General features: G+C 62.6%; 25 protein-coding genes. 21 read left to right on the forward strand and 4 right to left on the reverse strand.

Features of this window, described 5'->3' with window-relative positions; genetic code table 11:
* The first annotated feature begins 6 nt into the window (after positions 1-6).
* The 13 genes from THI_RS12960 to THI_RS13020 all read left to right on the forward strand — a co-directional run bounded on the left by THI_RS12960 (position 7) and on the right by THI_RS13020 (position 9,575).
* Entirely contained in the window at positions 7-639 is a 633-nt protein-coding gene (locus THI_RS12960) for a riboflavin synthase (RefSeq protein ID WP_013106711.1), read from the forward strand.
* Complete coding sequence (locus THI_RS12965; protein ID WP_013106712.1) at positions 632-1,444, forward strand: class II glutamine amidotransferase; 813 nt, start codon at positions 632-634, stop codon at positions 1,442-1,444. The genes THI_RS12960 and THI_RS12965 overlap by 8 nt, the downstream gene beginning before the upstream one ends.
* Before the next feature lie 146 nt (positions 1,445-1,590).
* Entirely contained in the window at positions 1,591-2,169 is a 579-nt protein-coding gene (locus tag THI_RS12970; protein WP_013106713.1) for an Antimicrobial peptide resistance and lipid A acylation PagP, read from the forward strand.
* A 42-nt stretch (positions 2,170-2,211) separates the two neighbouring features.
* On the forward strand, positions 2,212-3,378 hold the full coding sequence (ribBA, locus tag THI_RS12975; RefSeq protein ID WP_013106714.1) for a bifunctional 3,4-dihydroxy-2-butanone-4-phosphate synthase/GTP cyclohydrolase II: 1,167 nt from the start codon (positions 2,212-2,214) through the stop codon (positions 3,376-3,378).
* Positions 3,379-3,430: 52 nt separating this feature from the next.
* Positions 3,431-3,916: a 6,7-dimethyl-8-ribityllumazine synthase gene (ribH, locus tag THI_RS12980; protein WP_013106715.1), complete on the forward strand. Its 486-nt coding sequence runs from the start codon at positions 3,431-3,433 to the stop codon at positions 3,914-3,916.
* Positions 3,913-4,521 carry a transcription antitermination factor NusB gene (gene nusB / locus THI_RS12985; protein WP_013106716.1) on the forward strand — a complete coding sequence of 203 codons (609 nt, stop codon included), beginning with the start codon at positions 3,913-3,915 and terminating at the stop codon, positions 4,519-4,521. Before ribH ends, nusB begins: the two co-directional genes overlap by 4 nt.
* Before the next feature lie 193 nt (positions 4,522-4,714).
* On the forward strand, positions 4,715-5,896 hold the full coding sequence (locus tag THI_RS12990; RefSeq protein ID WP_013106717.1) for a pyridoxal phosphate-dependent aminotransferase: 1,182 nt from the start codon (positions 4,715-4,717) through the stop codon (positions 5,894-5,896).
* Positions 5,897-5,906: 10 nt separating this feature from the next.
* Positions 5,907-6,428 (forward strand): ATPase, encoded by a 522-nt coding sequence (locus THI_RS12995; protein WP_013106718.1) that lies wholly within the window; start codon positions 5,907-5,909, stop codon positions 6,426-6,428.
* Positions 6,425-6,637: a hypothetical protein gene (locus tag THI_RS13000; RefSeq protein ID WP_013106719.1), complete on the forward strand. Its 213-nt coding sequence runs from the start codon at positions 6,425-6,427 to the stop codon at positions 6,635-6,637. The genes THI_RS12995 and THI_RS13000 overlap by 4 nt, the downstream gene beginning before the upstream one ends.
* Entirely contained in the window at positions 6,634-7,116 is a 483-nt protein-coding gene (gene ybgC / locus THI_RS13005) for a tol-pal system-associated acyl-CoA thioesterase (protein WP_013106720.1), read from the forward strand. Before THI_RS13000 ends, ybgC begins: the two co-directional genes overlap by 4 nt.
* Positions 7,117-7,259: 143 nt before the next feature.
* Entirely contained in the window at positions 7,260-8,012 is a 753-nt protein-coding gene (gene tolQ / locus THI_RS13010; protein WP_013106721.1) for a protein TolQ, read from the forward strand.
* A gap of 50 nt (positions 8,013-8,062) precedes the next feature.
* On the forward strand, positions 8,063-8,530 hold the full coding sequence (locus THI_RS13015; protein WP_013106722.1) for a biopolymer transporter ExbD: 468 nt from the start codon (positions 8,063-8,065) through the stop codon (positions 8,528-8,530).
* 46 nt (positions 8,531-8,576) lie between these two features.
* On the forward strand, positions 8,577-9,575 hold the full coding sequence (locus tag THI_RS13020) for a cell envelope integrity protein TolA (RefSeq protein ID WP_013106723.1): 999 nt from the start codon (positions 8,577-8,579) through the stop codon (positions 9,573-9,575).
* On the opposite strand, the gene dnaE is transcribed toward THI_RS13020, so the two are convergent.
* Genes dnaE through THI_RS13035 form a run of 3 tightly spaced genes read right to left on the reverse strand, consistent with a single transcriptional unit; the run spans position 9,576 to position 13,595 of the window.
* A complete protein-coding gene (gene dnaE / locus THI_RS13025) occupies positions 9,576-13,016 on the reverse strand; it encodes a DNA polymerase III subunit alpha (protein WP_013106724.1) in 3,441 nt (1,146 codons plus the stop codon).
* A 37-nt stretch (positions 13,017-13,053) separates the two neighbouring features.
* Positions 13,054-13,374, reverse strand: coding sequence for a type II toxin-antitoxin system PemK/MazF family toxin (locus THI_RS13030; RefSeq protein WP_013106725.1), 321 nt, complete (start codon positions 13,372-13,374; stop codon positions 13,054-13,056).
* On the reverse strand, positions 13,374-13,595 hold the full coding sequence (locus THI_RS13035; protein WP_013106726.1) for an antitoxin MazE family protein: 222 nt from the start codon (positions 13,593-13,595) through the stop codon (positions 13,374-13,376). The genes THI_RS13030 and THI_RS13035 overlap by 1 nt, the downstream gene beginning before the upstream one ends.
* Positions 13,596-13,878: 283 nt before the next feature.
* Here THI_RS13035 and THI_RS13040 point away from each other — a divergent pair, with 283 nt between their 5' ends.
* The 4 genes from THI_RS13040 to THI_RS13055 are packed head-to-tail and all read left to right on the forward strand — an operon-like array spanning position 13,879 to position 18,413.
* Positions 13,879-15,111, forward strand: a complete 1,233-nt coding sequence (locus THI_RS13040) for a cation:proton antiporter (protein ID WP_013106727.1) — start codon at positions 13,879-13,881, stop codon at positions 15,109-15,111.
* On the forward strand, positions 15,108-16,250 hold the full coding sequence (locus tag THI_RS13045; protein WP_013106728.1) for a YbdK family carboxylate-amine ligase: 1,143 nt from the start codon (positions 15,108-15,110) through the stop codon (positions 16,248-16,250). Before THI_RS13040 ends, THI_RS13045 begins: the two co-directional genes overlap by 4 nt.
* Entirely contained in the window at positions 16,228-17,259 is a 1,032-nt protein-coding gene (locus THI_RS13050) for a glycosyltransferase (RefSeq protein ID WP_013106729.1), read from the forward strand. Before THI_RS13045 ends, THI_RS13050 begins: the two co-directional genes overlap by 23 nt.
* Before the next feature lie 50 nt (positions 17,260-17,309).
* Positions 17,310-18,413, forward strand: coding sequence for a glycosyltransferase family 4 protein (locus THI_RS13055; protein WP_231836201.1), 1,104 nt, complete (start codon positions 17,310-17,312; stop codon positions 18,411-18,413).
* On the opposite strand, the gene THI_RS13060 is transcribed toward THI_RS13055, so the two are convergent.
* The gene (locus THI_RS13060) at positions 18,362-20,158 is read right to left on the reverse strand and encodes an ATP-binding cassette domain-containing protein (RefSeq protein WP_013106731.1); all 1,797 of its coding nucleotides are present in this window, start codon (positions 20,156-20,158) and stop codon (positions 18,362-18,364) included. The two genes, THI_RS13055 and THI_RS13060, sit on opposite strands and share 52 nt — an antisense overlap.
* A 47-nt stretch (positions 20,159-20,205) precedes the next feature.
* Between THI_RS13060 and THI_RS18520 the strand changes: the two genes are divergently transcribed.
* The 4 genes from THI_RS18520 (at position 20,206) to tolB (ending at position 24,553) form a co-directional block, all read left to right on the forward strand.
* Positions 20,206-21,429 carry an O-antigen ligase family protein gene (locus THI_RS18520; RefSeq protein ID WP_231836203.1) on the forward strand — a complete coding sequence of 408 codons (1,224 nt, stop codon included), beginning with the start codon at positions 20,206-20,208 and terminating at the stop codon, positions 21,427-21,429.
* A 1-nt stretch (position 21,430) separates the two neighbouring features.
* On the forward strand, positions 21,431-22,192 hold the full coding sequence (locus THI_RS18525; RefSeq protein WP_079668505.1) for a glycosyltransferase family 2 protein: 762 nt from the start codon (positions 21,431-21,433) through the stop codon (positions 22,190-22,192).
* A complete protein-coding gene (locus THI_RS18530; RefSeq protein ID WP_079668506.1) occupies positions 22,176-23,051 on the forward strand; it encodes a glycosyltransferase in 876 nt (291 codons plus the stop codon). The genes THI_RS18525 and THI_RS18530 overlap by 17 nt, the downstream gene beginning before the upstream one ends.
* A 185-nt stretch (positions 23,052-23,236) precedes the next feature.
* Positions 23,237-24,553 (forward strand): Tol-Pal system beta propeller repeat protein TolB, encoded by a 1,317-nt coding sequence (tolB, locus tag THI_RS13070; protein ID WP_013106735.1) that lies wholly within the window; start codon positions 23,237-23,239, stop codon positions 24,551-24,553.
* Positions 24,554-24,583: the final 30 nt, after the last annotated feature.

Raw genomic sequence — 24,583 nt, forward strand, 5'->3', positions numbered from 1 at the left:
ACCCTCATGTTCACCGGACTCATCACCAGCGTCGGTCGCATCGCCGAAGTCACCCCCCTCGGTTCCCAAGCCAGTCACGGCAAACGCGTGCAACTGCAGGTCGATCCGTCCTGGCTGCAGGGCGTAAAGCTCGGCGAGAGCATCGCCGTCAGCGGCGCCTGCATGACGGTGGTGGAGCTTCAGCCCGGTGGCTTTGCCTTCGACATTTCGGCCGAAAGCCTGGCGCGCACCACGGGGCTGGACGTGCCGGGCGCCCGGGTCAATCTGGAGCAGTCGGTCGCGCTGTCCACCAAGCTGGGCGGCCATCTGGTGACTGGGCATGTGGACGGCGTCGGTCAGGTGGCCCGGTTCGAGCCCTTCGGCGAATCCTGGCTGCTGGAGGTGGACGCGCCCGCCGCTTTAGGCAAGTTTTTTGCGTACAAGGGCTCCATCGTGATCAACGGCGTGAGTCTGACGGTCAACCGCGTCGAAGATCTGCCGCAGCATTGCCGCGTGAGCATCAACCTCATTCCGCATACCCTGCAGCACACCAATCTGCATCAACTTCGCGAGGGCAGCGCGGTGAATCTCGAAATCGACCTCATCGCCCGCTATGTCGAGCGCATGCTGGGCGCACCGGAGGGTCGGAAAGATGTGTGAGTTGTTCGCCTACTCCAGCCGTGTGCCCGCGCGGGTGCGGTTCGCCTTTCGTGAATTCGCGCGCCACGGCGGGCCGCACGCCGCCAATCCCGACGGCTGGGGCGCGGCGTATTACGAAGGCAGCGACGCGCATGTGCTGCGCGAAGCGCAACCCGCGCTGGCCAGCGCCTTCGTTCCGGTGCTCGAAAAGCACGACTTTCACAGCCCGCTAGTCATCGCACATATCCGCCGCGCCTCGCGCGGCCCGGTGACGCTGGTCAACACCCAGCCGTTCGCCCGCGAGCTGTTCGGCAAGCGCCACGTCTTTGCCCACAACGGCGATCTGCCCGACATCGAGCAGGCGCTTCCGCTGGCGCATGCAGCGCACCGCCCGATGGGCCAGACCGATTCCGAACATGCCTTCTACGTGCTCATGCAATCACTGCAAGTGCTCGATGCGGCGGGCGAAAGCGGCGATCTCAAACGCCGCATCGAAGCGGTCTCCGACTTCGCGGCCAAATTGCGCACTCTCGGCGCGGCGAACTTCCTGTTCACCGATGGCGACCTGCTGTTCGCTCACGCGCATCGCCGCCGCAGTCATCCGGGCAACACCTGGGTGCCCGGTTTGCACCTGCTCATGCGCGAAGCCGCCAGCGAACATCAGATGCGCGCCTCTGGGCTGCATGTTCAGGGCCGCGATGACAAACCCGCGCCCGCCGTGATGCTCGCCAGCGTGCCCCTCACCCCGGAAGACTGGGAGCCCCTGCCAGAGAACACCCTGCTCGTCGTGCAGCAGGGCCGATTGATCGCGCGTCTCGGTGCTTGATCATTGCCCCGATCAGCGCCCCAACCCGGCTCTGAACAGCGCTTGAGTCAGCCACACACATGCCGCCCGTTGCAAACGGACACAGGCTCAATCTTTTCCGCTGATAAAGTCTGGCCCGACTTCCCTGAGACGCCCGCCAAGAGCCCATGAAACATTTTCCAGCCCGCCTTCTATCCACTTTCGCCCTCCTCTGGCTGGCCCTGGTTCCCCGCGCGAGTTGGGCGCTCGGGCTGGGCGGCGTATCCGACTGGGCGCAGTCCACCTGGAATGCCGCGGTCAGCACCACCCAGACCGGACAGGACGATCTGTACTTCAGCGGCTACACCTGGCACGACCCCGGCACCTACACCGCCGCCAAGCGCGCCACGCTCAACAAACACGCCTGGGGCATAGGCTGGGGCCGCCATCACATCAATGCCGACGGCAACGAAGACATGGTGTACGCCATGATCTTCTCCGACTCGCACTGGAACGCCGAGCCCGTGGTCGGCTACGCCCATCAGTGGATGTTCAACAACGACGCGCCGGTGGGCTTCGGTCTGGGCTACACCCTGGCGGTGACCTCGCGCGCCGACATCTTCCACAACATCCCCTTCCCCATCGCGCTGCCCATCGCCTCGATCCGTTTCGGCAGGCTGTCGATTTATGGCACCTTCATCCCGAAGGTGAATAACAAGCTCAACAACGGCAACGTCGCGTTTTTCTTCGGACGCTACGAATTCTGACAAGGCAAGCGGCGCAAGCGCGCCGGGTGAGGCAGTTTTATAATGATGGGCTTTTCAGCAGCGCCCGTCCCCATCATGCCCCTGTCCCCCGTTCCCGACATCATTGCCGAGCTCAAGGCCGGGCGTATGGTCATTCTGGTCGATGAGGAAGATCGCGAAAACGAGGGCGATCTGGTCATTGCCGCCGAGCACATCACCCCGCAGGCCATCAATTTCATGGCCACGCATGCGCGCGGTCTGATCTGCCTGACCCTCACCGCCCAGCGTTGCGCGCAGCTTGGCCTGCGGCATATGGTCGAGCACAACGGCTCTTCGCACGGCACCGCCTTCACCGCGTCCATCGAAGCTGCCGAAGGCGTCACCACGGGCATTTCGGCGGCCGACCGTGCGCGCACCGTGCAGGCCGCCGTGGCGCGCAACGCACAGGCCAGCGACATCGTGCAACCGGGTCACATCTTCCCGCTCATGGCCGCTGAAGGCGGCGTGCTGATGCGCGCCGGGCACACCGAGGCCGGCTGCGACCTCGCCGCTCTGGCCGGGCTGGAACCCGCCGCCGTGATCTGCGAGGTGATGAACGCCGACGGCACCATGGCTCGCCTGCCCGATCTCGAACAATTTGCCGCGCAGCACGAGCTGAAAATCGGCGCCATCGCCGATCTCATCGAATACCGCAGCCGCACCGAATCGCTGGTGCAGCGCGTAGGCGAACACCCCATGCAGACACCGTTCGGCCCCATGCGCTGCGTGGCCTATACCGATCGCGCCGGTCATGGCCTGCATCTGGCGCTGGTGCATGGCGACCTAGCCGCGCAGGCCGCGCCGCTGGTGCGGGTGCACGAGCCCCTGTCCGCTCTCGACCTGCTCGATGCCGCCTGCCAGCGCCATTCCTGGAATCTACCGCAGGCGCTTGGCCGCATCGTGCGCGAAGGCGTGGGCGTGGCCGTGCTGCTCAACTGCGGTGAATCGGCCGCGCAATTGAAAAACCAGTTTGAGCGCTTGTTGCAGCCGGCGGCCACGCCGCCCAAATCGGGCGTCACCGCCTTGCGCGACTACGGCATTGGCGCGCAAATCCTGCGCGATCTCGGCGTGCGGCAGATGCGCCTTCTCGGCCAGCCGCGCAAAATGCCCAGCATGGCAGGCTACGGGCTGGAGATCGTCGGCTTCGAGTCCGCACAGGACAGCGCCCCCATCCTTGCGCCCGGCGCGTAAGCTGTTGCCCTTCTGCGCCCCGCGGCGCGCCACTCCTCTGCACTCCAACGCCATGCAAAACGTCCAGAACCGCATTCTTTCCGAACAACTCGATGGCCGTGAGCTGCGCGTCGCCGTGGTGCAGGCCCGCTTCAACACCGCCATTACCGACCGCATCACCCAGTCCTGCCTCGACGAACTCCAGCGCCTGGGCGTGAACGAAGACGATATCGGGCTCTACACCGTCCCCGGCGCGCTCGAACTGCCGCTGATGCTGCAGGCGCTGGCCGAGAGCGAGGCCTTCGATGCGCTCATTGCCATCGGCTGCGTGATTCGCGGCGACACCTATCACTTCGAGGTCGTCTGCAATACCAGCGCGGCCGGTATCGCTCAGATGGCGCTCGACTACAACATGCCGGTGGCCAACGGCGTGCTCACCGTGGAAAACGAAGCGCAGGCCGAAGCCCGCATCGACAAAGGCGCCGAATGCGCCCGCGTCGCGGTGGAAATGGCCAACCTGTTCATCGACATCAGCGACAACGACGACGAGGCCGCATGACCGCAACCACCGCCCCCAAAAGCGCGCGGCGCAAGTCGCGCGAGCTCGCGTTCCAGGGCATTTATGAATGGCTGCTCGCCGGCAGCGATACCGGCGCGATCGAAGCCTTTCTGCACGAGCGCTACCCCACCATCAAGCTCGACGACGATCACTTCCAGTCGCTGCTGCATGGCGCGCTGGCCGAGGCCGGGCCGCTCGACGCCCTCATTCAGCCGCACATCGACCGCCAGACCAGCGAGCTTTCCCCGGTAGAGCACGCCCTGCTGCTGATGGGCGCCTTCGAGCTGCAGCGTCATCTCGACGTGCCTTACCGCGTGGTCATCAACGAAGCGGTCGAACTCGGCAAGGTGTATGGCGGCACCGACGGCTACAAATACGTCAACGGCGTGCTCGACCGCATCGCCGCGCAATTGCGCAAGACCGAGGTCGAAGCCGCCAACCAGTCGCACCCGCAAGCGCAGCCCACGGCCACCGACTTCAGCCCGCCGCCCAACCCCTACGCGAACGTGCCCGTCAGCCACAAGGCCAAAACCCCGCCGCGACGTGCGGCCGCTTCTTTCCCCCGGCGCGCCAGTGCCAGCCCGCGCCCGCCGCGCAAAGACTGAGAGGGTGTGAACAAATCCGCCATGCCCGCTCCTCGCGCCCAAACACCCCCGCTCGGCGTTGCGTTCGGTGTTGTAAGCGCGCGCCGTGCCGATGGGCACGGCTGTGCTTTGCGCCTTGATCGGAAGCGTTTGGGCACGCTGCTCGGCCACGCCGGATTCATTTACACCCTCTGATCTCCCTCTGATAGCCGCCATGCGCTTAGCCCAACGCAACCAGTCCATCGAACCCTTCTACGTCATGGACGTGGTGCGCGCCGCGGCCGAACAACAAACGGCCTGGGAAGCGCAGGGCAGGCGCATGATCCATCTCAGCGTGGGCGAGCCCGATTTCACCGCGCCCGAACCCGTGGTCGAAGCCGCCACCCGAGCCTTGCGCGACGGCCGCACCGGCTACACCCTGGCGCCCGGCCTGCCTGCGCTACGCGAACGCATCGCGCAGCACTACGCCCAGGTGCACGGCGTGACGCTCGACCCGGCGCGCGTGTTCATCACCGCAGGCGCCTCGGGAGCCCTCACCCTGGCCAGCCTGCTGCTGTTCAATCCGGGCGATGAAGTGCTCATGCCCGACCCGAGCTATCCTTGCAACAAGAACTTCGTGGCCGCTGCAGGAGCCCGGGCGCGCATGCTGCCCGCCCCCGCCGCGCAACGCTTTCAGCTCACCGCCAGCGAAGTCGAGGCCGCGTGGACGCCGCAGACCGCCGGGGTGTTGCTGGCCTCGCCCTCCAACCCCACCGGCACCTCCATCGCGCCAGAGGAGCTGCGCCGCATCGCCGATGTGGTGCGCGCGCGCGGCGGGGTGAGCATCGTCGACGAAATCTATCTGGGCCTCAGCTATGAAGCCGGCTATGGTCACACCGCACTGGCCGCGGGCGACGACATCATCACCGTCAACAGCTTCTCCAAATACTTCCAGATGACCGGATGGCGGCTGGGCTGGCTGGTCGTGCCGCCCTCGCTCGTCGCTCCGCTGGAACGCATGGCCGGCAATTTGTTCATCTGCGCCAGCAGCGTGGCACAACAGGCCGCGCTGGCCTGCTTCGAACCCGACACCCTGACCGAATACGAACGCCGCCGCGCCGAGTTCCAACGCCGCCGCGACCTGATCGTGCCCGGCCTCGACGCCTTGGGCCTGCGCGTGCCCGTGCGGCCGGACGGCGCGTTTTATGTGTACGCCGACTGCTCCGCCTACAGCGCCGACAGCTGGGACTTCTGCTTCGAGGTCATGCGCGATACCGGCGTGGTGCTCGTACCCGGCAAAGACTTCGGCACCGCCGAGCCCCAGCGCTACTTCCGCCTGAGCTACGCCAACAGCATCGCCAACCTGCAGGAAGCGCTGTCCCGGCTGCGCGGCTATCTGGAACGCAAGGTGGCATGAAAATCGCCCAATGAACCCGGAGCATCGCATCCTGCTGATCGCGGGGCCGAATGGCGCTGGAAAAACCACCTTCGCCAAGATTTTCCTGCCCGAAGCGGATTACAGCGACTTCATCAACGCCGATCTCATCGCCTCGGGCTTATCCCCATTCGATCCCGATAGGGCTGCCCGACGCGCTGCGCGCCTGATGCTGGAAGAAATTGACTTACGGGTGAAAAACGGGAAAAGCTTCGCCCTGGAAACCACCCTCAGCGGGCGCGGCTATGCCGCGCAAATTCCGCGGTGGCGTGCATTGGGCTATCACGCCAAGCTCGTGTTTTTGTCCTTGCCCGATGCGGAAATGGCGGTACAGCGTGTGGCGGCCCGTGTGACGCAAGGCGGGCATGCCATCCCTGAAGCCGTCATCCGACGCCGTTTTTCAGCCGGATTACTCAATTTCCATCATCTCTACAAACCGTTGGTGAACGCCTGGGCACTTTATGACAACTCGGGTGATCTACCCTCTCTGATCAGCAGCGGGGACAACCCATGACCATCTCTCCGATCAAGCACACCCCGCCTTCTGTCGACCCCGACCTGCAAAAAGTCGAGCCCGCCCTGCGCCGTGCAGCCCAAAGCGCGCGTGAGCTCGCGCTGCGTACCGGCACGCCTTGCTATGTCTGGCGCGATGGCAAGCTGATCAACATTGGCAGCCCGCAGATGAATCCCTCAGCCGACACCCACACCACCGAGAAGGCATGAACTCGACCGCCAGACCTTCGGCGCAACCCCCTTGCCTCGCTGTTTTCCACTGGCCCGTGCGGGTGTACTGGGAAGACACCGACGCCGGGGGCATCGTCTATTACGCCAACTATCTCAAGTTCTTCGAGCGCTCGCGCACGGAATGGCTGCGCAGCCTGGGGCTGGCGCAGTCGGAGCTGGCGGCGCAATCGGGAATGGTGTTCGTCGTGGCCGACGTGCACCTGCGCTACGCCGCCCCCGCCAAACTCGACGACGCGCTGCAGATCCAGCTTCGCTTGCAGGACATCGGCAGCGCCAGCCTCACCGTCGCGCAACAGGCCTGGCGCTGCGACGCCAGCGGTGCGCCCGCCGCGCTGCTGTGCGAGGCCACGGTACGCGTGGGTTGCGTGGCGGCGGCCACGCTGCGGCCATCGCGCATTCCGCGGGAAGTCTTCGACCGCGTCACCCGCTGGGCAGCGCCTGCTTCACCCGCACCCTGAGCTGCAACCCTTCCTTTCGTGAACCTTTTTTCCTCAATCCTGTCTTCTCCGCAGCGGCCGCGCCCGTTGGGGATTTGTTGTAATGCAGGCTGTCTCTCCTGAGCCGCGCGCTCACTCTCCCACTACTACAGCCAGACCTCCCTATGGATCAAAACTTCTCCATCGTATCCATGGTGCTCGGCGCCAGCATCGTGGTGCAGCTGGTGCTCGCCCTTCTGCTCTCCGTATCGCTGGCGAGCTGGACCGTCATCTTCCGCAAATATTTTGCCATCAAGTCGGCGCGGGTGAAGTCTGAAGACTTCGAACAGGAGTTCTGGTCGGGCACGGGACTGAACGACCTGTACCAATCGGCGCTGAGCAACGGCCGCCACGGCAGCCCGCTGCAGCGCATCTTCGCCTCGGGCATGCGTGAATACCTCAAGCTGCGCGAGCGCCATGTGCTCGACGGCTCCACCCTGGTGGACGGCGCCCGCCGAGCCATGCGCGCCGCCTTCCAGCGCGAGATGGACGCGCTCGAAGCCAACTTGTCCTTTCTCGCCTCGGTCGGATCGGTCTCGCCCTATGTCGGCCTGTTCGGCACGGTGTGGGGCATCATGCACGCCTTCGTCGGCCTGTCCAATCTGCAGCAGGTCACGCTGGCCACCGTGGCGCCCGGCATTGCCGAGGCGCTGGTGGCCACGGCCATCGGCCTGTTCGCGGCCATCCCCGCGGTGATCGCCTACAACTTCTTCGCCCGCGACATCGACCGCTTGGCCAATCGCTACGAGTCGTTCACCGAAGAGTTCTCCAACATCCTGCAGCGCCAGAGCACGCCCGCGCCGAGCGCCGCGCAGTCGGCCGCGGCAGCAAGCGCCGGGCGAGCCGGGCCGGTCACCGGCTTTGGCGGAGGGCGCTGAGGTGACTCCCTCGCGCTCACTTCGTTCGCTGATCCCTGGGAACTTCTGACATGCCCGCCCTCCAATCGAGCAGTCGTGGGCATCGCTCGCGGCGCGCTCTGGCCGACATCAATGTCGTGCCCTACATCGACGTCATGCTGGTGTTGCTGATCATTTTCATGGTCACCGCGCCGCTCATCACGCCGACCATGGTCAAGCTACCTACCGTGGGCAATGCGCCGCAGGCCCCCAGTGTCTTGGTGCAGGTCACCATCCAGAAGGATGACATGCTCGAAGTCTCGCTGCGCGACCCTAAGAGCAAGGCCGCCAACGCCGCGCCGCAGCCCGTCAGCCTCAAGGACTTGCCGCAGACCGTGCAGCAACTGGCCGCGCAGGCTGGCCTGAGCCTCGATGCCATGCCGGTGCTGATCGCCGCCGACAAAAACGTGAAGTACAACGCGGTGATGCGCGCGCTCAATCTGCTCAAACAGCACGGTGTGGAGCGCGTGGGCCTGGCCGTCCAGTCCAACCCATCCTGATGCGTTTTTTCTCCCGCTTTTTAGCCCGGTTTTTTCCCCTTTTCCCATGAACACCGCGCGCTTATCCCCAGGCGACCCCTCCGCGCTGCAGCCGCCGCACGAACGCGGTACGCTGCGCGCCTTCGGCCTGGCCGCCCTGTTCCACCTACTGCTCATCGCCCTCATCGCCTTCGGCGTGCACTGGAAGAGTCACCCGCCCGAAGCGGTGGAGGCCGAGTTGTGGTCGCCCACGGTGCAGCGCGCCGCGCCCCGGCCCACCGCGCCGATGGAACGCAAGCAGCCGCAACCCCAGCCGCAGCCCGCCCCTCCGCCACCGCCGCCGCCCAAACCCGTGGCCGCCCCCAAACCCGAGCCGCAGGTGCAACAGGCCGACATCGTGCTGAAGCAAGAGCGCGAAGCCGCGCTCAAAAAACAGCAGGCCGAGCAACAGGCGCTGATCGAAAAACGGCTCAAGGAAGAACAGAAAAAACTCGCCGAGGAAAAGCAGCGCCTGGCCGAGCAAAAGCAGCAGCAGGAACTCAAACAACAACAGTTGGCCGAACAGCGCAAACAGCAGCAGGAACAAAAACTGCGCCAGGAAAAGCTGGCCGAGCAAAAAAAGCTGGCCGAACAAAAGCGGCTAGCCGAGCTGAAGCAGAAAAAACTGGAGCAGCAGCAGACGCAGCTTGCCGCCTCGTCGCGCGACGATTACATGAAGCAGTTGATGCAGCAGGCGGGCACCGGCGCGGCCAACAGCACCGGCACTGCGGCGCGCACCTCCGGTCCGTCGGGCACGTATGCGGCGCGCATCGCCAGTCTGGTGCGGGAGAACGTGACCTATCCCGAGATCAACCAGATCACCGGCGATCCGCGGGTGACGGTGCTGGTCAACTTGGCGCCGGACGGCGCCGTGCTCACCGCGAAAATCGAGCGCTCCAGCGGTGTGACGAGCTGGGATCAGGCCGTGCTGCGCGCCATCGAGCGGGTGCACCACTTCCCGCCCGACAGCAACGGCAAGATCTGGACGCCGATGTTGGTCAAAGCCGGGCCGCGCGACCCAAGCTGATCAGTAGTCGATCTCCGCCCGGCCATCTTTCGAGAGCTGGGCCAACGCGCTCAGGATCGGATCGGTGGGCGGCAGGCGGCAGGCCGGCACACTCAGGCGCACTTGCGCCCCGGCGCGCTCGACGTCGAGCAGCAGCGGCAAGCCATCTTCGCTGGCGTGCTGGCGGGCCAGCCCCACCAGCGGCTCGGCCGAGCTGGCGCCGTTGAGTTTGAGACGGATGCTCTTTCCCAGACGGGCGCGGGCTTCTTCGAGCGTCCACACCGAGTCGGCGTTGAAACGCAGCCCGCCATTGAAGCGGTCGGTCTGCGCCTTGCCACGCAGCACCAGCAGGGCGTCGTCGCGCAGGCGGTCGCGCACGGTGTCGAGCAGGCTTTCACCGATGACGATTTCCATCGCGCCCGATCGATCTTCGAGCGCGAGGATGGCGATGCGCCCGCGCTGCGACTGCACCAGACGCACCCCGGCCGCGATGCCCGCGATAAGCACCGGGTCGCGCGAATCGACCAGATCCATCAGCGCGGTCGGTGCAAAGCGCCGCACCTCCTCGGCGCTGGCGTCAAACAGATGACCGCTGAGGTAGTAGCCGATGGCGGTTTTCTCAAAGGAGAGCTTGGTGCGCAGATCCCAGGGCTCGACCTCGGGCAGCCGTGGCTCGTGCGCCGGGTTGTGGCCGCCATCGGCGGCGTCGGCGGCGAACAGGTCGAACAGCCCGGCCTGCTGCCTCGCGGCCTCGCGCTGCGCGGCGTAGTCCATCGCGGTTTCCACCGCGGCCATCACCGCGGCACGCTCGGGGTGCAGGCTGTCGAACGCGCCGGCCTTGGCCAAGGCTTCGAGCACACGTTTGTTGAGGCGGGTGCGATCCACCCGTTCGGCAAAGTCGAACAGCGAAGTGAAAGGCCGCTCTTGCCGCGCGGCGATCATGGCCTCCACCGCAGCCTGGCCATTGCCCTTGATGGCACCCAGGGCGTAGCGGATGGTTTTGCTGTCCACCGGATCGAAGCGCCACTGCGAGGCGTTCACATCGGGCGGCAGCACGTTGATGCCGCAGGCCTGCGCGTCTTCCACCAGAATCTTGAGTTTGTCGGTGTCGTCGAGGGCGATGCTCATGTTGGCCGCGAGAAATTCGGCGGGGTAATGCGCCTTCATCCAGGCCGTCTGTACGGCGAGCAGCGCGTAGGCGGCGGCGTGCGATTTGTTGAAGCCGTAGCCCGCGAACTTCTCCATCAAATCGAAGATCTCGTTGGCCTTCTCCGGCTTGATGCCATTCTTGGCCGCGCCTTCGGCGAAGATGCCGCGGTGCTGCGCCATCTCCTCGGGCTTTTTCTTGCCCATGGCGCGGCGCAGCAGGTCGGCGCCGCCGAGCGAGTAGCCGCCGATGACCTGCGCCACCTGCATCACCTGCTCCTGATAGACCATGATGCCGTAGGTTTCCTCCAGCACCGAGGCCATGCGCGGGTCGGGATAGACCACGTCTTCCTTGCCCGCTTTGCGCGCGCAGTAGGTGGGAATGAGGTCCATCGGGCCGGGGCGGTACAGCGCCACCAGGGCGATGATGTCTTCGAAGCGGTCGGGCTTGGCGTCGCGCAGCATGCCTTGCATGCCGCGCGATTCGAGCTGGAACACGGCGACGGTGTCGCCCTTGGCCATGAGTTTGTAGCTCTTGGCGTCGTCCAGCGGAATGTCTTCGAGTTTGAAGTCGGCGCGGTCGGGGTGGTTGCGACGGATGAGTTGCGCGCCCAGTTCCAGGATGGTCAGTGTGGCCAGGCCGAGAAAGTCGAACTTCACCAGCCCGGCGGCTTCGACATCGTCCTTGTCGAATTGTGAAACGGCGTCGGTGCTGCCCGGCTGCGCATACAGCGGGCAAAAGTCGGTGAGTTTGCCCGGCGCGATGAGCACCCCGCCCGCGTGCATGCCGATGTTGCGCGGCAGACCTTCGAGCTGCTGGGCGAGATCGAGTAGTTGCCTGACCTCCTCTTCCTCCTCGTAGCGCTGCGCCAGCAGGGGCTCCTGCTTGAGCGCGTCGGCTAGTGAGATGTGCTGGCCCGGTTTGGCCGGAATGAGCTTGGCGATGCCGTCACAGAAGGTGTAGCTCAGATCGAGCACCCGCCCGACGTCGCGCACCGCGGCGCGCGCGGCCATGGTGCCGAAGGTGGCGATCTGCGATACCGCATCCACGCCGTACTTCTCCTTCACATAATCGATGACGCGGTCGCGGTTCTCCTGGCAGAAGTCGATGTCGAAGTCGGGCATCGACACCCGCTCCGGGTTGAGAAAGCGCTCGAACAGCAGCGCGTACTCCAGCGGGTCGAGGTCGGTGATGCGCAGGCTGTACGCCACCAGCGAGCCCGCGCCCGAACCCCGTCCCGGCCCCACCGGGCAGCCGTTGTTCTTGGCCCAGTTGATGAAGTCGGCCACGATGAGGAAGTAGCCCTCGAAGCCCATCTTGGCGATGATGCCCAGCTCGTACTCCAGCCGCTGCTGATAGCGCGGGCGGGCCGCTTCGCACTGGTCGGCCTGCGGATAGAGCACGGCCAGCCGCTGCTCCAGCCCGTCCTGCGCCTGCTGGCGGAAGAACTCGGCGGGGGTCAGTCCCTGCGGCGTGGGGAACAGCGGCAATTGCGGTTTGCCCAGATCGAGCACCAGATTGCAGCGCTGGGCAATCGCCACGGTGTTGGCCAGCGCCGAAGGCACATCGGCAAACAGCGCCTCCATCTCGGCCTGCGACTTGAAATACTGCTGGGCAGTGAACTTGCGCTGGCGGCGCGGGTTGCCCAGGGTTTCGCCCTCGGCGATGCACACCCGCGCTTCGTGGGCATCGAAGTCGTCGGCCTTGAGGAATTGCACCGGGTGCGTTGCCACCACGGGCAAACCCAGTTCGGCCGCCAAGGGCACCGCCGCCTGCACGTGGGGCTCGCACGCGGCATGACCGCCGCGCTGCAACTCGATGTAGAAGCGCCCCTCGAACACGGCCGCGTGCTGCCGCGCCAGATCACGCGCGGTGGCCGTGTCGCCCTGCAGCAGCGCCTGCCCAATGGCACCTTCATGCGCACCCGAGAGCGCGATCAGACCTTCGGCCAGCCCGCCCTCCAGCCATTCCCACTGCACCACGGCACGGCCGCGCTGCTGGTTGTCCAGCCAAGCCCGGCTGAGCAAATCGCAGAGGTTGAGATAGCCGGTGCGGTTCTGCACCAGCAGCAGCAGCCGTGTGAACTGCCCCGGATGGCGGGCGCTGCCCAGCAGCACATCACAGCCGATGATCGGCTTGACCCCGGCGTCCAGCGCGGCTTTGTAGAACCGCACGGTGGCAAACAGGTTGTTGAAATCGGTGATCGCCAACGCCCCCTGCCCGTCGCGAGCAGCCGCGGGCACCATGTCGTCCACGCGCAAGGCGCCGTCAACGATGGAGTATTCAGTGTGGGTGCGGAGATGGACGTAGGGCATCGGGGTATTTTAGGGAGGCGCCGCCCGGTTCACAGCATCAAATCACGCCGATGACCAGCAGCAGCGCCCTGTCGACCGCTTTCATCCGCTCCTCATCGAGTCGCCCGCAAGGTTCGCTTATTTTGCTTCGCGGCAGTGTCGAGATTTTGTCCACCATGACCTGCGATAGTGCACGCAGTCCGTTCGCTGGATTCGGCTCGACGGTGACGCGAAACGCGGCATTGCGCAAATCGCTCGTCACTGGGCACAGCATGACGCTTTCCAAGTCGCCCAACAGGTCGGATTGAATGATCACCGCAGGCCTTGGTTTGCCGTAATCGCCCTGCAGAGAAACCGTCACCAAGTCGCCCCGCTGCATCACTCCCAGCCCTCAACTTGCGATGCAGCCTCTTCGGTGAATCGCAGCGCTTCGGCTTCTGCCGGATCGCCTTTCAGGTCTTGACACTGCCGACGCACTTGCGCCGCGAACTCGGGCGAGCGGGTGTCCGGCACCCAAAACTGCACCGGTCGCAGTCCGGCAGCGCGCATCCGCTCGCGGTGACGCGCGACCTTGTCGGTTGATTCATGGATGAATGGCATGATGCTCTCCGCTGGTTGCATACATGGTTACATGATACTCCGCATGCAACCCGTCGATCCGGCATGCTGATGTGTGAAGTTCGTGGCTCAAAGCCTCCCCATCCCTACCCTCCCCAAAAATGGGGAGGGCGCGTTTGCTCCTCCTCCACGCAGTGGGGGAGGCCGGGAGGGGGATGATGTCTTTTCCCGCTATTCCGCTCGATTTTTTCCCACTTTCCGCTCTGCTATGGTGTCAACCAAGGCAGCGACGACGGCCCATTTCACACACCGGAGACCCCGCACGATGATCAACAGCTACCTGCCCGCATGGCCCTTGCATCCTGACGGGGTGTTCTGGGTGGGTGCCGCGCTGGTGTTGGCCACGCTCACGGGGGAATCGGTGTTTCGCTTTCTCAAGTGGCCGCGGCTGGTGGGCTATGCCGCAGCGGGCATGATTCTGGCCGCAGGCGGAGCCGGGCTCAATGTGTATGAGCTGCAGAACAGCGCCCGCGCCATTGTCGATACGGCCCTGGCCGTGCTGCTCTTCGAGATCGGCCACCGGGTGAATCTGCGCTGGCTTCGCGCCAACCCAGCCCTGCTGGGCATGAGCCTGCTTGAATCGGCGTTGGGCTTTGGCGCGGTGTGGATCACTCTGGTGTTCCTCGGCTTCGCCGCGCTGCAGTCGGCCATCGTGGCTGGGCTGCTCATGGCCACCTCGCCCGCAGTAGTGCTGCGCATCAGCAGCGAGTTTCGCACCAACGGGCAGGTGACCGAGCGCCTGCTGCTGCTCTCGGCGCTCAACACGTTTTACGCCCTGCTGGTCTGCAGCCTGCTGCTGGGCATGATGGACGCCGACGGCCCGCAGGGCGCGGCCGCCTCGGCGCTGCATCTGCTGTACCTGCTCGGCGGCTCGGTGCTGGCGGCGGCGCTGCTGGCCTGGGCGGTGAACTGGGTGGAGCGGCATTTCGACTTCCGCGACGAGGGCGGCGCGCTGATGCTCGTCGGCCTCATTGTGCTCACCCTCTCGCTCACCCGCATGCTCAACTGGTCGGCTCTGCTCACGCCCCTGCTGGCCGGCGCACTGCTGCGCTGGCGCAGCCCCAGGCCCCGGCTGTGGCCGCGCCATTTCGGCACCGCAGGCGGTGTGCTCATGGTGCTGCTCTTTCTCATTCTGGGCCTGAGCCTCAACGCCCGCATTCTGCTGGCGGGCGGGCTGGCGGCGGCGTTGGTCATCGTCGTGCGGCTGGTGGCCAAGCTCGCCGGGGCGCTGGCGTTCGGCCGCGTTAGCGGCGCGAGCTGGCGGCAGTCTGTCGCGCTGGGCCTGTCGCTCAACCCGGCCGCGGGCGTGAGCTTCGTACTTGCGCTGAGCTTTCTCGGCAGCTCGGCCGGGGCGGCGCTGCACCCCATGCTGGCCGTCGCGTTCAGCGCCATCGCCCTGCTCGAACTGCTCGCCCCGCTGCTCACCCGCTGGGCGCTGGGCTATAGCGGCGACATCGCCCCCGGCCCGGTCAGCCGCACCACGGGAGGAAGCGCATGAGTCTGGGGCCCTTCACCAAATCAGGCGCCTTGAGCATCGGCATCGAGCTGGAGTTGCAGATCGTCAACCGGCACAACTACGACCTCATGCCCTGCGCGCCCGACCTGCTGCGTCTGCTGCAAGGCCACAAGCTGCCCGGCGTGGTCACGCCGGAAATGACCGAGAGCATGATCGAGCTCGCCACCGGCATCTGCACCGGTTATGACGACGCCATCGCCCAGCTCACCGAGATTCAGGGCGCGCTGATGGAAGCCGCCAACAAGCTCGACGTGGGCCTGGCCGGTGGCGGCACTCACCCCTTCCAGCACTGGGCGCAGCAGCGCATTTTCGACAAACCGCGCTTTCTCCAGCTCTCCGAGCTGTACGGCTACCTGAGCAAGCAGTTCACCGTGTTCGGCCAGCATGTGCACCTGGGCTGCCCCGACGCCGATACCGCGCTCTACACCCTGCACTGCATCTCCCGCTTCATTCCGCACTTCATCGCCCTCTCCGCCTCGTCGCCCTATGTGCAGGGTGAAGACACCGGTTTTCACTCCGCGCGGCTGAACTCGGTGTTCGCCTTCCCGCTCTCGGGCCGCGCGCCCTTTGCCCTGACTTGGGAAGACTTCGAGCGCTACTTCGACAAAATGACCGCTACCGGCGTGGTCAAGAGCATGAAAGACTTCTATTGGGACATCCGCCCCAAGCCCGAGTACGGCACCATTGAAGTGCGGGTGATGGACACCCCGCTCACCATCACCAAGGCCGCGCGCATCGCCGCCTACATCCAGACCCTGGGCGCCTACATTCAGCGCGAGCGGCCCTTCCAGCCGCAGGAAGACGACTACCTCGTCTATACCTTCAACCGCTTTCAGGCCTGCCGCTTCGGCTTCGACGGCACCTTCGTCGACCCCGCCACCCGCGAACACCGCACCCTGCGCGAAGACCTCATCCGCACCCTCGTCAAACTCGAAGGCCACGCCGCAGACTGCAAATCCGACGCCGCCCTGCGCGAGTTACTGGCCGACGTCAGCGCCCGCGGCAACGATGCCGAATGGATCCGCGAGGTGTTCTCACGCGAGCATCACCTGCCTGAAGTGGTGCGGCAGCAGGCGGGGCGGTGGATGGTGCACACCAATGAACGCCACAACTCCACCTGAGCAATCGGACCAACCGCTGGTCAGCCTGTTGCTCGCCTGCTATGAGCAGCAGGACGTTGTGGAGCGTGCAGTGCAGGCCGCCCTGGCCCAAACCTACTCGCCCCTGGAAATCCTGATTTCCGACGACGCCTCCAGCGACGACACCTTTGCGCGCATCGAGCATGCGGTGCGCGGCTATCGCGGCCCGCATCGCGTCCTGATGCGGCGCAATGCGCAAAACGAAGGCATCAGCGCGCACTTTTCCCGCCTGGTGACGCTGGCGCAGGGCGAGCTGCTATTCGTCGCCGCAGGCGATGATGTCAGCGAGCCGCAGCGCTGCGAGCGCGTGGTTGCGCATTGGCTGGCGCAACACCGCCAACCGCTGCTGATCGCCACCGACCTGTACGACTTGGACGAACACGGTGAAATTCACGGGGTGATCGCGCACACCCCGCTCGACGGCTTCGACCTCGATCAATGGTGCCGCGCCAGACCCTGGCTGGTCGGCGCCTCGCATGTGTGGGCCAAGACGCTGTTCGAGCACTTTGGGCCAATGCAGGCCGGCGCTCACGCCGAGGATCAGATCATGCTGCTGCGCGCCATCCTGATCGGCCACGCCAGCACCTTGCATGAGCCGCTGGTGCGCTGGCGTCGCGGCGGCCTGTCGAGCAAACAGCGCCCGGCAAATCTGGCCGCGCACATCGCGAGAATGTGTCGGGGCAACCAGGCCGCGCTTGTCGCCTTGCAGCAGCATGTCGCCGACGCTGTGCGGGCTGAGCGCGCTGCCCCGGTACAGGCGGCGCTCACCACCTCGCTCTGCCGCGCGCGCTACACCGCGACCATGCTCTGCAACTCCGGCGCCAACCCAGCGCTGCGCGCCGTGGTTGATGCGCGCGGGGTACCGCTAGGGTATCGTCTGCGTCTGTTCGGCTATGCCCGCCTGCCCTGGATGTATGATTTTTTCATTCGGCTCAAGCACCGCTTGCGCATTCGCCGCGGCGCGGACGCTGCCGGCCGTCCGCCCAAATGACCCAGCCCTTTGATCACAACCGATTGCATCTGGCCATTACGGCACAAGCGTTGAACCACGGCGGCGGCGCCGAGCGCTACGCGCGCGACGTCCTGTCCGGACTGCTGGATTTGGGTATTTCCCCGCTGGTCATTGCCCGCAAGATCGATCGCAGTCTCCCGCAAGCGCAGCGCACGCGCTGCCTCGTGGCAAGCACTCAAGGGGTACCGCGCCCGTGGCGCAACGCGGTGTTCGACCGCGCCGTGCGTCGCATCATCGTGCGCGAGGGCATCGACTGCGTATTCGGCGTCAATCAAAGCCTGCATGCACACATCGTCGTCTGCGGTGGGACGCATCCGGGTTTTTTGCGCGCGATGGGAAAAAAACCCGGCTGGATCGACCGCCGTCAGATCGAACATGAGCGCCGGTGTTTTACCCAGGCCAAACGCATCGTCGCGCACTCGCACAGAATGCGCGACGAGTTGCAGGATTTCTACGGCGTGCCTGCCAGCAAGATCGACGTGCTTCACCCGCCGGTGGACACGGCCCGGTTCAAGCCCCTCGATGAACAACACAGGCGTAGCGTGCGGCAGCGCCTGGGACTGCCTGCCGACCGCGTCGTCTTCCTGCTCGCATCGACCGGCCATGCGCGCAAAGGTTTTGCCGAACTGCACGCCTTGTTCGCCCAAACGTCGCTGCCGATCTGCTTGGCCGTGGCAGGCAGACCAGTGCCGCAGCGAGCGCCAAACATCATTGAGCTCGGCTACCGTACCGATATTGAGGCCGTTTTTGCCGCGGCGGACTACACCGCGATCGCTTCGCACTACGAGCCTTTTGGTCTGGTCGGGGTCGAATCGATTCTGTGCGGCACGCCGGTCGTGATCGGGCAACAGGTCGGCAGCGCCGAAGTCATCGATTCCAGCGCGAAAATCGTCGTCGCCCCCACCGATGCTACGGATCTGGCCCAGGCGATCGCCGCAGCCTGCGCGCGAGCCCTGCGAGGTGAGCACCGCATCGCCGATCCTGCCAAAGCCTTGCTCTATGACCCGAGCGTGCAGACGCATGTGCGGCAACTTTTGGGCTTTTTTGCGGCCTGCCAGACAAACTCTGGGAACAGCCCGGCCTATTTCGCGCTTCCCTCGCGCTCTGCCGGGTTCGGCGCCGCCGAAACATGAAACTGCATGCGGTGTAGTTGGGCATAGAGGCCGTCTTTTTGCAGCAACTCGGCCTGCGTGCCGAGTTCAATCAGACGGCCCTCGTCGAGCACGGCGATGCGGTGGCAGTGGGCTATTGTTGCAAGCCGGTGGGCGATCACGATGGTGGTGCGGCCTTCCATGAGGCGGTTGATGGCTTGCTGCACAAGGCGCTCGCTTTCGGCGTCGAGCGCGCTGGTGGCTTCGTCGAGGATGAGCAGCGGGGCGTTGCGGTACAGCGCACGGGCAATGGAGAGCCGCTGGCGCTGCCCGCCTGAGAGCTGCGAGCCGTTGTGGCCGACCGGGGCCTGCAAACCGCCGGGCAAGCCGCGCACGAAATCACCCAAGGCGGCGGCATTGAGCGCGGCCCAGGCGCGGTCTTCGTCCACCTCGGAGCCGAAGCTGACGTTGGCGCCAATGCTGTCGTTGAGCAGCACCACGTCTTGCCCGACATAGGCAATCTGCTCGCGCAGGCTGTGCAGACTCCAGTCGCGCAGCGGCACGCCGTCGAGCAGCAGTCGGCCCCGAGTGGGCTCCAGCAGGCGCGGCACCAGGCGCATGAGCGTGGTCTTGCCCGCGCCGGACGGGCCGACGAGCGCGAGGCTTTCGCCTGCCTGCACGCGCAGCCGAATGCCGTCAAGCACCGGGCGGTCCATGGCACTGAGGGTGACGCCCACATCGTCAAACTCAAGGTCGCCGCGCACACGCTCAGTGGTGTGCGTGCCAGTGTCTTGCTCTCGCGGCGCATCCACAATGCTGCGCAGACGGTCGAGGGAGCTGAGCGCGCGCATCATCGGCTGGACGATGTCGGCCACACGACGCAGGGGCGAGAGCGTCATCATCATCGCGGTGATGAACGCCACAAACCCGCCCACGCTGTGCTGCCCCGACACATCGCTCTGCCACATGGCAAACACGATGACCACCGAAACCGCCAGCGCCGACAGCCATTGCGATACCGGCGTGGTCGTGGAGCCCGACACCAGCGTTTTCACCGTGGTGCGGCGCAACGATTGGTTGATGCGATCGAACCGAGCGGCAAAACCGCTCTGCGCGTTGTGCACACGAATCACCGGCGCGGCCAGCATGCCCTCCTCCAGCGCGTAGGAGGTTTCTTCCGCCGCCTTCTGCATCTGCGCATTCAAGCGCTTGGCGCGGCGGCTGATGATGCGCATGGTGAAAATCAGCGGCAGCAGAATGCCCAGGGTCAACAGCGTCAGACTCCAGTTGACCCACAGCAGATAGCCGAACAAGGCGATCAGGGTGAAGCTGTCGCGCACCAGCGTGAGCAGGCCCGGAAAGATCATGCCAAGCGCCAACTGCGCCTCATACACCGACGCCCCGATCAGGCTGCTGGCGCTCTCGCGCTGGAGTTGCGCCAGCTGCGCGTGCACAATCTGCCCGTAAACCAGTTCCCGCACCCGCGCGAGCACGTTCTGCGTCAACCACTGAGTGAGAAATTGCGAAGCCAGCCACGCCAAACCCCGTATCGTGAACAAGCCCATGAGCACCGCAGGCACAGCCCACAAGGGAAAGTCCCGCTTCGCCGTGAAGCCCACGTCGAGCACATGCTTCATCAGGGCTGGGAGCACCGGCTCGGTCGCTGCCACAATCGCGGCGAAGAGCACGATGAGCAAGGCGGCGGAGCGGTTGCGAGGGTTGGCTTTAAAAAGTTGCCGCAACAGACGAACCGCAGAGCCAGACGGTCTCAAACTTCTTTCAGACATATAGAACACTCATGCTTATAAAGCGACAGAGCATAGCCTGCAGCAGCTTGACCGACACTTCAATATTTACAACTTTTGCCATTGTCTTTGCCGCGGCCTCCACTCCGCTACCGACAGCATGGGGCTCTGCTTCGTTGGTTTTTTTGCTGATCGCGTTTTTCCTCCAATCCCTCAAGAAAAACACATGGCTTCGCATTCGCAGAAATTCTCTAGCTTGGGCCGCGATGGGATTACTCACGGCGCTAGCCATAGGTATGCTTTATGGCGCAACGCCGCTTTCACAAGCATTCGAGTTCTGGACAAAATATCTCAAATTGCTAGCAATCCCAATCATCATTGGACTCGCTCCCGATGAAAGATTGAAGCGCTTGGCATTAAACGCGGCGTTGACCGCACTAGTCCTGTCATTGCTAGTATCTTACGCTCGATATTTTGGCATCATACCGCTCTATACCGATCCAAATCAAGCCTATATTGGCTTTCAAAACAGGATCACCTTTGGCCTTTATACATCAATTGCAAGTTACATATTCGCATACCGCGCCATTAAGCATAGTGACAAGAACTGGAAAGTTGCTTATTTAATACTTTTTCTATCCAGCTCCTTTAATACTTTGGCCGTCAACAACGGACGAACCGGCTATGTGATATTTTTCGCACTCACAGCTATGTTTCTTTATCGAAACATACAACCAAGATGGAGGCTGCCATCGGCTGGGGTTGCACTAATCACCATTACCGCGCTTCTATTGGCCTCTCCAGTCTCGCGTGATCGCATAGAAAGAAGTATATCGAATGCGGAAACAATTCAACAAAAAGCGCCGGTGGAACAAAATTCGACTGTTATTCGATGGCAATTTCTGAAGAATAGCATAGACATAATTCGGAGCGCACCCTTATTTGGACATGGCACGGGAAGCTTCGAAAGCCAATACGAAAAGCGCATAATTGGCACCACTCAAGTCGGCAGCTCAAACCCGCACAATGATTATCTTTTGATACTATCACAGCTTGGAGTATTTGGCCTATTTTTTGAAATATTTTTTATAGCCACAATATATATAAAAGCGAGGCTGATGAACAATGAATCACAGGAGTGGGCATATGCCTTATTAGTTGCGTTCATTTTATACTCAGGCCTTAACTCCACACTTCTTGATGCAGGCGAAGGGAGATTTTTTGTAGTTCTTTTGGCAATAGTACTCCAACACAGCACGGGCCACACCATTAAAAATTTCGCCTACAAAAATAATCATTCGGGGCTTGATTAAGATGGCAAGTTTGAGCTTGATAATAATCACAAAAAATGAAGCGCATAACATCGCGAAATGCATTAATTCCACGCAAGGAATAGCAGAGGAAGTTATTGTATTTGACTCGGGAAGCACCGATGGAACACAGGAAATTTGCCGCCAATTGGGTGCAAGAGTTTATGAAACTGATTGGCCTGGATTCGGGCCACAAAAAAACCGTGCATTGCAAGAAGCCGCTGGCGAGTGGATATTATCACTCGACGCAGATGAGCAACTCAGCCCCGAACTAAAAGAGGAAATAATCACCATATTAAATGGCGAGCACAATAATGCTGTCAGCTATTCAATCCCCAGAAAGTCGAGCTATTGCGGTCAATTTATGAAGCATAGCGGGTGGTGGCCAGATCGGGTTGTGCGCCTTTTCAAAAAATCTGCCGGGAAGTTTACTGACGACATCGTACACGAAAGAGTCATTTTCTCAGGAAAACTTGCGGAATTAAAAGGCTGCATCATACATAATTCCATAGTCAGCATTGAGCAGTCGATTGAAAAAATGAACTCCTACTCAACTTCTGGCTCCATGCGACTCACCGAGCTAGGCGTTCGCACATCTATTACAAGAGCAATTTTTAAAGGGCTATGGGCTTTTTTCAGAACTTATATTCTAAGACTCGGTATTTTAGATGGCCGTATGGGGTTTATTTTGGCTGTTGCCAATGCAGAGGGAGTTTATTATCGTCATGTCAAGACATGGGTGAGGCAACGTGACCAGTCCAAATGACACAGAGAACAACCTGAGTGTAGTTATATTGACATACAATCGTAGTGATGCACTTTTTGTAGTACTCTATGGCTTGACCCATCAAAATATAAAGCCCCAGGAAGTAATTATCACAGATGACGGATCTACCGTACATCACAGGCTGGCCATTAAGCAGCACTTAGCAGAGCACGACTGGCCATTCAAAATAAAATATATCTGGCATCCTGATATTGGATTTACGGCGGCCCGCGCAAGAAATCAAGGCGTCATTAACTCATCGGGTGACTACATTATATTATTGGATGGCGATTGCGTTCCAAAGGAAGACTTCATTCTTCAGCATTTATTTCTCAAGAGGCCAGGATGTTTCATAAATGGCAGTCGCGTGCTACTGAATGAAAATTTAACAAAAAAAGTTATAGAATGGCCAGAAACCATCGGTCTTTCATCTTCTTATTGGCTTATGCAAAAAATTGCGGGCCAAGCGAATAAATGGATTCCGACCGTCATGCGTATTCCCCACCAATGCCGACGCGGGTCTGCCGTGTTTCATTGGAAAGGAATAAGGAGCTGCAATTTCTCTCTTTGGCGGGAGGATTTTGACAAAGTCAACGGTTTTGACGAAACGTTCGTCGGCTGGGGGCATGAAGACGCGGACTTTGTCTGGCGGCTACATAAAGCAGGTTGCCGACGTATCAATGGTTTTTGGGCCACCGAAGTGCTGCATCTATGGCACAAGGAGGCCAGCAGAGATCGCGAATCGGCTAATGTCAGGCGCTTACAAGAACGCATGAGCGATCCGAATGCGGGGTATGTGGCAAAAAAAGGCATCCGCGAAGCAGGCTATGACGATTGCGAGATCGTCTACTCCAAATGATGCCTGCCCGGAACCATTCCCCCTTTCCCAACTCAGCCTTTTTGTCGTCCTGTTCTGATTCAATTGCGCATCGCAGCAAGACTTGCGAATTTTTACTCCGGCAGGGCTCTCGTCCTTCTTAGAATTCTATTGCTGTGTTTGCTTCGGTCTGGCCGAAGCAACCCGGCTCTTTCACCGACATCCCCATGCAACGACGCCGCTTTGTTTTAGGTTCTCTCTCTGCTCCGCTTGTTCGCGGGGCGGCTTCTTTTGTTGGGCTCGCCACGCTGGCCAACTCGGCGCAGGCGCAGTTCAAGGTGGATGTTTCGGGCATCGGCGCCACGCAGATTCCCGTAGGCATCGGCGCCTTTCGCGACCTGAACCATTGCCCGCAGCCGATTGCCGACATCGTGCGGGCCGATCTCACGCGCAGCGGGCTGTTCGCAGTAAGCAATCTGGGCGGGCAAACACTCACCGAGCAAGGTCCGCCGAATTACGCCGCCTGGCGTTCGCAAAATCTCGAAGCGGTGGCGGGGGGCAGCGTGGCGCAGGTCACGGGCGGGCGTTGGCAAGTTCAGTTCCGCCTGTGGGACGCGGTGAAGCAGGCCGATCTCGGTGGTCTGGCGCTGACGGTCATGCCGGGCGACCTGCGACTGGCGGCGCACAAGATCAGCGATTACATCTACCAGAAGCTCACCGGACAGCGCGGGGTGTTTGCCACGCGCATTACCTACATCACTAAGGCGGGACAGCACAATTTCTCGCTCAACATCGCCGACAGCGATGGCGCCAATCCGCAGTTTGCGCTGCGCAGTCGCGAGCCGCTGCTCTCGCCAGTTTGGTCGCCCAACGGGCAGGAACTGGCCTATGTCTCATTCGAGACCGGCAAGCCCGTCGTCTTCATGCAGGATGTGCGCAGCGGCGCACGGCGCGCAGTGGCCAATTTCAAGGGCTCGAACAGCGCACCGGCCTTCTCGCCGGATGGCGGCACGCTGGCCGTGGTGCTCACCCTTACCGGGCGCTCGCAGATTTATCTCATGCCCAGCAAAGGCGGCACGCCGCGGCAGTTGATGCGCTCGTATTCGATCGACACCGAGCCGACTTTTTCGCCCGACGGCCAGAGCCTGTATTTCGTCAGCGACCGCGATGGCGGCCCGCAGGTTTACAAGGTCGGGCTCAATGGCGGCAGCGTGCAGCGCATCACCTACAGCGGCGGCTATAACGTCAGCCCGGCCATCAGCCCCGATGGCAAGACGCTGGCCTACATTTCACAACAGGGCAACAGCTACCAGCTCTGGTCGATAAATCTCGCCACCAACGCCACCCAGTTGCTCGATGATGGCAGCGATTGCGGTCACCCGAGTTTTGCCCCGAACGGCCAGATCGTGCTTTATTCTGCCGGGGGGCGTGGCGGTGAAGTGCTCAAAACGGTGTCGATTGACGGTCGTGTGCGCTCGACCTTGTCGCAGGCCGGTGTGCAGGTGCGCGAACCCAGTTGGGGACCCTGGACGCCGGATCGCTGAGGCTGCTTTCCACTGATAATTTTTTATTTC

The sequence above is a fragment of the Thiomonas arsenitoxydans genome (assembly GCF_000253115.1).
Lineage (GTDB): Bacteria > Pseudomonadota > Gammaproteobacteria > Burkholderiales > Burkholderiaceae_C > Thiomonas > Thiomonas arsenitoxydans.

What these genes read in the sequence shown, in the direction of transcription:
- THI_RS12960 (WP_013106711.1), top strand. Translation starts at nt 7, where the DNA reads ATGTTCACCGGACTCATCACCAGCGTCGGTCGCATCGCCGAAGTCACC.
- THI_RS12965 (WP_013106712.1), top strand. Translation starts at nt 632, where the DNA reads ATGTGTGAGTTGTTCGCCTACTCCAGCCGTGTGCCCGCGCGGGTGCGG.
- THI_RS12970 (WP_013106713.1), top strand. Translation starts at nt 1,591, where the DNA reads ATGAAACATTTTCCAGCCCGCCTTCTATCCACTTTCGCCCTCCTCTGG.
- ribBA (WP_013106714.1), top strand. Translation starts at nt 2,212, where the DNA reads ATGATGGGCTTTTCAGCAGCGCCCGTCCCCATCATGCCCCTGTCCCCC.
- ribH (WP_013106715.1), top strand. Translation starts at nt 3,431, where the DNA reads ATGCAAAACGTCCAGAACCGCATTCTTTCCGAACAACTCGATGGCCGT.
- nusB (WP_013106716.1), top strand. Translation starts at nt 3,913, where the DNA reads ATGACCGCAACCACCGCCCCCAAAAGCGCGCGGCGCAAGTCGCGCGAG.
- THI_RS12990 (WP_013106717.1), top strand. Translation starts at nt 4,715, where the DNA reads ATGCGCTTAGCCCAACGCAACCAGTCCATCGAACCCTTCTACGTCATG.
- THI_RS12995 (WP_013106718.1), top strand. Translation starts at nt 5,907, where the DNA reads ATGAACCCGGAGCATCGCATCCTGCTGATCGCGGGGCCGAATGGCGCT.
- THI_RS13000 (WP_013106719.1), top strand. Translation starts at nt 6,425, where the DNA reads ATGACCATCTCTCCGATCAAGCACACCCCGCCTTCTGTCGACCCCGAC.
- ybgC (WP_013106720.1), top strand. Translation starts at nt 6,634, where the DNA reads ATGAACTCGACCGCCAGACCTTCGGCGCAACCCCCTTGCCTCGCTGTT.
- tolQ (WP_013106721.1), top strand. Translation starts at nt 7,260, where the DNA reads ATGGATCAAAACTTCTCCATCGTATCCATGGTGCTCGGCGCCAGCATC.
- THI_RS13015 (WP_013106722.1), top strand. Translation starts at nt 8,063, where the DNA reads ATGCCCGCCCTCCAATCGAGCAGTCGTGGGCATCGCTCGCGGCGCGCT.
- THI_RS13020 (WP_013106723.1), top strand. Translation starts at nt 8,577, where the DNA reads ATGAACACCGCGCGCTTATCCCCAGGCGACCCCTCCGCGCTGCAGCCG.
- dnaE (WP_013106724.1), bottom strand. Translation starts at nt 13,016, where the DNA reads ATGCCCTACGTCCATCTCCGCACCCACACTGAATACTCCATCGTTGAC.
- THI_RS13030 (WP_013106725.1), bottom strand. Translation starts at nt 13,374, where the DNA reads ATGCAGCGGGGCGACTTGGTGACGGTTTCTCTGCAGGGCGATTACGGC.
- THI_RS13035 (WP_013106726.1), bottom strand. Translation starts at nt 13,595, where the DNA reads ATGCCATTCATCCATGAATCAACCGACAAGGTCGCGCGTCACCGCGAG.
- THI_RS13040 (WP_013106727.1), top strand. Translation starts at nt 13,879, where the DNA reads ATGATCAACAGCTACCTGCCCGCATGGCCCTTGCATCCTGACGGGGTG.
- THI_RS13045 (WP_013106728.1), top strand. Translation starts at nt 15,108, where the DNA reads ATGAGTCTGGGGCCCTTCACCAAATCAGGCGCCTTGAGCATCGGCATC.
- THI_RS13050 (WP_013106729.1), top strand. Translation starts at nt 16,228, where the DNA reads ATGAACGCCACAACTCCACCTGAGCAATCGGACCAACCGCTGGTCAGC.
- THI_RS13060 (WP_013106731.1), bottom strand. Translation starts at nt 20,158, where the DNA reads ATGTCTGAAAGAAGTTTGAGACCGTCTGGCTCTGCGGTTCGTCTGTTG.
- THI_RS18525 (WP_079668505.1), top strand. Translation starts at nt 21,431, where the DNA reads ATGGCAAGTTTGAGCTTGATAATAATCACAAAAAATGAAGCGCATAAC.
- tolB (WP_013106735.1), top strand. Translation starts at nt 23,237, where the DNA reads ATGCAACGACGCCGCTTTGTTTTAGGTTCTCTCTCTGCTCCGCTTGTT.